Annotated in this window: 4 protein-coding genes; 2 read left to right on the top strand and 2 right to left on the bottom strand. The window is 72.2% G+C overall.

The window, feature by feature from the left end; translation table 11 throughout:
* A partial coding sequence (locus CCN39_RS39275) for a DUF5937 family protein (protein WP_244211196.1) occupies nt 1–750 on the bottom strand: 750 nt, incomplete at its 3' end.
* A gap of 61 nt (nt 751–811) precedes the next feature.
* Here CCN39_RS39275 and CCN39_RS39270 point away from each other — a divergent pair.
* Together CCN39_RS39270 and CCN39_RS39265 are read left to right on the top strand one after the other, a co-directional pair.
* On the top strand, nt 812–1951 hold the full coding sequence (locus CCN39_RS39270; protein ID WP_086851053.1) for an MFS transporter: 1140 nt from the start codon (nt 812–814) through the stop codon (nt 1949–1951).
* Between the two features lie 33 nt (nt 1952–1984).
* Entirely contained in the window at nt 1985–3481 is a 1497-nt protein-coding gene (locus CCN39_RS39265; RefSeq protein WP_086851051.1) for an aldehyde dehydrogenase family protein, read from the top strand.
* 445 nt (nt 3482–3926) lie between these two features.
* Here CCN39_RS39265 and CCN39_RS39260 read toward each other — a convergent pair.
* Nucleotides 3927–5009 (bottom strand): GMC family oxidoreductase (locus tag CCN39_RS39260; protein WP_086851049.1); only part of this gene is annotated, 1083 nt, incomplete at its 5' end.

The raw sequence follows: 5009 nt of genomic DNA, 5'->3' as shown, positions 1-5009 counted from the left end.
GGTCAGCAGCAGCGCCCGGGTCCGGCCGAGCACCTCCGCCAGCGGTTCCGGCGGCGTGGCGGAAGAACTCCACAGCGAAGCCACGCCCCGAGCCGGGTACAGCAGCGAAACCTGCCACGGCGGCACCGTCACCACCCCGACGTTCGGCCACGCGAACACCGCCGGGATCAGCAGCAACCCGCGTGAGTCGATCGACAGCCGCTCCCGGGCGCGGACGTCGACCAGCACCGACGTCCCCGACAGCCGGACGCGCGGGTGGAGCTCCGCCAGCATCGCGGCGAGGCCGCCCGACCCCAGCCGGCGCGTCCGGTGCGCGATGTCCGCCGCGAGCAGCTCGCGCAGGCGCGGCCACTGCGGCGCCAGCACCGCCTGCCAGACCGTCTCCAGCTGCCCGGCGAGCAGGTCGCGCGCGGCCGCCGGGTCGGCCGGCAGCCCGGACAGGTCCGCGTCGACCATGCCCAGCTCCAGCGCCACCTGCTCCGGCGGTGTCGCGCGAACGACCTCGAGCTGCGCTTCGGCGGTCGTCTCGGGACCGTCGGGCGGCGGGCTCAGGAACTCGGTGATGTAGTGCCGCGCGCCCAGCACCGCCGTCAGCTCGGGCACGTCGGGGACCCCGGAGAGCCACGGCAGCGGCGCGGGGTGCCGCCGGATGCCGAGCAGCGTCTGGACCGCGCCCAGCACCTCCTCCAGCGGCGAGATCGCGAAGCGGACGCGCTGGCTCCCGGCCGCGGTCAGGGCCAGCTCGATCACGACTGATTCGCTCTCACCCGAATCAGTATGCCCGGGGTTCGTGCCACGAGAGCGTGACGGCATGTCGTTGTTCACCCATCGCGCGTACTGGCGCTGGTCGGCGGGCGTCCAGTTCGCCCGCCTCCCGGCGACCATGGCGCCGCTCGCGTTCACCCTGCTGACCACCGCCACGACCGGGTCGTACCGGCTCGGCGGCGTGCTGATGTCGGTCTTCGTCGCCGCCGAGATGGTGTGCGCGGTGCCGGTCGGGCGGCTGCTCGACCGCGTCGGCCCTTCGCGGGGCCTGCCCGCGCTGCTGCTCCTGACCGCAGCTGGGTACGTCGTGCTCGCGCTGGCCGCGGACGCTCCCGCCCCGGTCCTGGTCGCGCTCGTCCTGCTGCCCGGCATCACGGCCGGCGCGTTGTCGGGCGGCTTCCGGACGCTGCTGGCCGACACCGTGGACGACGGGCTGCTGCCGCGGGCGATCTCCGTCGACGCGATGCTCCTCGAAGGCGTGCTGATCGGCGGTCCGGCGCTGGTCGCGCTGCTCGACCTGGCCGGCACGTTCGTCCCGCTCGCCGCGATGGCCGCCGCGTGCCTGGCGGCGGCGCTGCTCGTCCCGCGCCGCGCGGGCTCCCAAGATCGCGTGGAACCCGAAGACGACGCCCCGCCTGCGCGGCTCGGCACCTACCTGCCGTGGCTGTGCTGCGCGTTCACCGTCGGGCTGCTGCTGTCGACGATCGAGGTGGCGCCGCTCCCGCTGGTCCAGCGGCTCGGCGCGCCCGAAACGGCCGCGCCGGTCGTGATCGCCGTGCTGAGCGGCGCGAGCATCGCGGGCAGCGCGCTCTACGCGTGGCGGGGCAAGACCGGCGACCCGCGGCTGTTCCTCGCCGGGTTCGTCGCCGGCGGGCTCACCCTCGCGGCGGATTTCGGCTGGCCCGGGTTGATCGCGTCGGTCGCGGTGATCGGCGGCTGCACCGGCCCGCTGGTGGCCGCCACGTCGGTCAACCTGCAGCGCCTGCTGCCGAAGAACCGCAGGTCAGCCGGGTTCTCGCTGTCGTTCACGGTGCAGGCGGCCGGCTTCGGGCTGGGGTCGCTGGCGGTCGGCGTGCTGCCGCTGTGGGTCACCCCGTTGTTCGGTGTCTTTGCCGCGGCGATCGCCGGTGGAATGCTGGTGCGGAAGCCCGCACGAGCTATTGGCACGGTGTCAGTAACGTCGTAACCTGGGCTGACCCTCGACCTACGGGAGACGCCGATGACTGCCGTCCAGCCGAAGCCGACGTCGGTCGGCGAAACCTTCGACTCGCTCAGCCCGGCGACCGACGAGGTGGTCGGAACCTACCCGATCCACACCGCGGAGGACGTCAAGGCGGCCGTCGAGCGGGCGCGCGTCGCGGCCGAGTGGTGGGCGGGGCTCGGCTTCGCCGGGCGCGCCGAGCGGCTGAAGAGCTGGAAGGGCGTGCTGACGCGGCGGCTGCCGCAGCTGTGCCAGGTGGTCCGCGACGAGACCGGCAAGCCGATCGCCGACGCGCAGCTGGAGAGCGTCCTGGCCATCGAGCACATCGCGTGGGCGGGCAAGCACGCGAAGAAGATCCTCGGCAAGCAGAAGCGTTCGGCGGGCCTGCTGATGTCGAACCAGGCGGCGACGGTGGAGTACCAGCCGCTGGGCGTGGTCGGCGTGATCGGCCCGTGGAACTACCCGGTGTTCACCCCGCTCGGCTCGATCGCGTACGCGCTGGCGGCGGGCAACGCCGTGGTGTTCAAGCCCAGCGAGTACACGCCGGGCGTCGGCAAGTGGCTGGTCGACGCGTTCGCCGAGATCGTGCCGGAGCAGCCGGTGCTGCAGCTGGTCACAGGCTTCGGCGAGACGGGCGCGGCCCTGGTGGGCGCGGGCGTCGACAAGATCGCGTTCACCGGTTCGACGGCAACGGGCAAGCGCATCATGGCCGCGGCGGCCGAGACGCTGACGCCGGTGGTCATCGAGGCGGGCGGAAAGGACCCGGTCCTGGTCGACGCGGACGCGGACCTGGACGCGGCGGCGGACGCCACGGTGTGGGGCGCGTTCTCGAATTCGGGCCAGACCTGCATCGGCGTCGAGCGGGTGTACGTCCACGAGAAGGTCCACGACGAGTTCGTGGCCAAGGTGGTCGAGAAGTCGAAGGACGTACGGGCGGGTTCGGACGAGGCGGCCCAGTACGGCCCGGTGACGATGCCGTCCCAGCTGGGCGTGATCAGGCGCCACATCCAGGACGCGGTCGCGCGCGGAGGCAAGGCGGTCCTCGGCGGAGAGGACGCGGTGGGCGACCGCTACGCCCAGCCGACGGTCCTGGTGGACGTCCCGGAGGACTCCGAGGCGGTGACGGAGGAGACGTTCGGCCCGACGGTGACGATCGCGAAGGTCCGCGACATGGACGAAGCGGTCGAGCGCGCGAACAACACGAAGTACGGCCTGGGTTCGACGGTGTTCTCGAAGTCCCGAGGAGTGGAGCTGGCGGAGAAGCTGCGCACGGGCATGACGGCGATCAACGCACCGCTGTCGTTCGCGGGAATCGCATCGCTCCCGTTCGGCGGCGTCGGCGACTCGGGCTTCGGCCGCATCCACGGTCCGGAAGGACTGCGCGAGTTCGCCCGCACAAAGGCCATCGCCCGCCAACGCTTCACGGCGCCGCTGACGTTGACATCGTTCACCCGCAAGGACTCAACGGACGCCCTGGTGGCCAAGCTGGTGACAATCCTCCACGGCAAGCGCTGAGCCGTTCCGGGGTTGTGGACAACTGGGGTCCGCAACCCCGGAACAACACCGAAACCGTCGGTGCGCGCCGGTAGACTGGATACCGGGGGGCCGAGGGCCGCCCATTCGCCGCCGCGCGCAAGGTTCAGCAACCTGCAGCAGCCCGACTTGGCCCGCCGCCACGCAAACCGATCCCGGTGGCGGCGCCGAACCAGGCCGCACCCCGGCCGACGGCGGAATCGAACCAGCCAATGCCCGCCGCGCGACCGGCCCCGCGCTGGAACCAGCCCGGCCGCCGCGCGCCGGAAGCCACTGCGCGACTGGGCCCGCGGCGGAACCAGCCGCGCAACCGCGTGCCGGAAGCCACTGCGCGACCGGCCCCGCGCTGGAACCAGCCCGGCCGCCGCGCGCCGGAAGCCCCGCGAAACCCGGCCCCGCGCCAAAGCCCGAAGCCCGAAGCCCGAAGCTAAGCCGACCGCCCCCGAATCAGATCCGCCGCCTTCTCCGCCACCATGATCGTCGGCGCGTTCGTGTTCCCCCGCGGCACCACCGGCATCACGGACGCATCCACGACCCGCAACCCCTCCACCCCCTGCACCCGCAACTCCGCGTCAACCACCGACCCGATCGAGCAAGTCCCCACCGGGTGATAAAGCGTCTGCGTCTTCTCCCGGACGTGCTCGGCCAGCTCGGAATCACTCAAGTCGTGCCGCACCGGCAGGAACGGCTTGTCCAGGAACCGCCGCAACGGCCCCACCTGCCCGATCTCGATCAACGCCCGCAGCCCCGCGATCATCGTCTCCATGTCACGCGGCTCGGCGTAGTAAGCCGGGTCGATTTCCGGCTTCCACAACGGATTCGCCGACTTCAGCCGCAGCCGCCCCCGGCTTGCGACGTCCACCAGTGTGGCCGCCGCGGTGAATCCCGGCACCGTCGGCTCGCGCAACCCGTTGTCGTAGAACAACGTCGGCGCCACGTGGATCTGCATGTCCGGCGCCGGCAGGCCGTCCGTGGTCGGGTAGAACGCGCCCGCTTCGCCGATGTTCGACGTCAAGGGGCCGCGCTTCGTGAGCTGGTAGCGGACCAGGCCACGAGGAGTGGCCGCGTCGACCAGGTCGGTGGTGTCGCGGGTGGACCAGATGATCCCGCACGCCGGGTGGTCGTGCAGGTTCTCGCCGACGCCGGGCAGCGCGGCGACGACGTCGATGCCGTGCTCGCGCAGGTGCTCGGCCGGGCCGACCCCCGAAACCATCAGCAGCTGCGGCGAGTTCACCGCGCCGCCGCTCAACACAACTTCGGAAGCCCGCACCGTCCGCTCCACGCCGTTGTCCAAATAGGACACGCCGACCGCGCGGGTGCCCTCGAAGACGACGCGGGTGGCCGGCGCGCACGTCTTCACCGTGAGGTTCGGCCGCGAAAGCGCTGGGCGCAGGTAGGCGTCCGCCGTGGACCAGCGGCGGCCCTTCTTGCACGTCACCTGGTAGACGCCGGCGCCTTCCTGGCTCTCGCCGTTGAAGTCGTCGGTGCGCTTGAGCCCCCACGCGACGGC

Source organism: Amycolatopsis kentuckyensis (genome assembly GCF_002155975.1).
GTDB classification, from domain to species: domain Bacteria; phylum Actinomycetota; class Actinomycetes; order Mycobacteriales; family Pseudonocardiaceae; genus Amycolatopsis; species Amycolatopsis kentuckyensis.
Note: the sequence above shows the minus strand (reverse complement) of the source record. Positions and strands in the feature narration are given on the sequence as shown.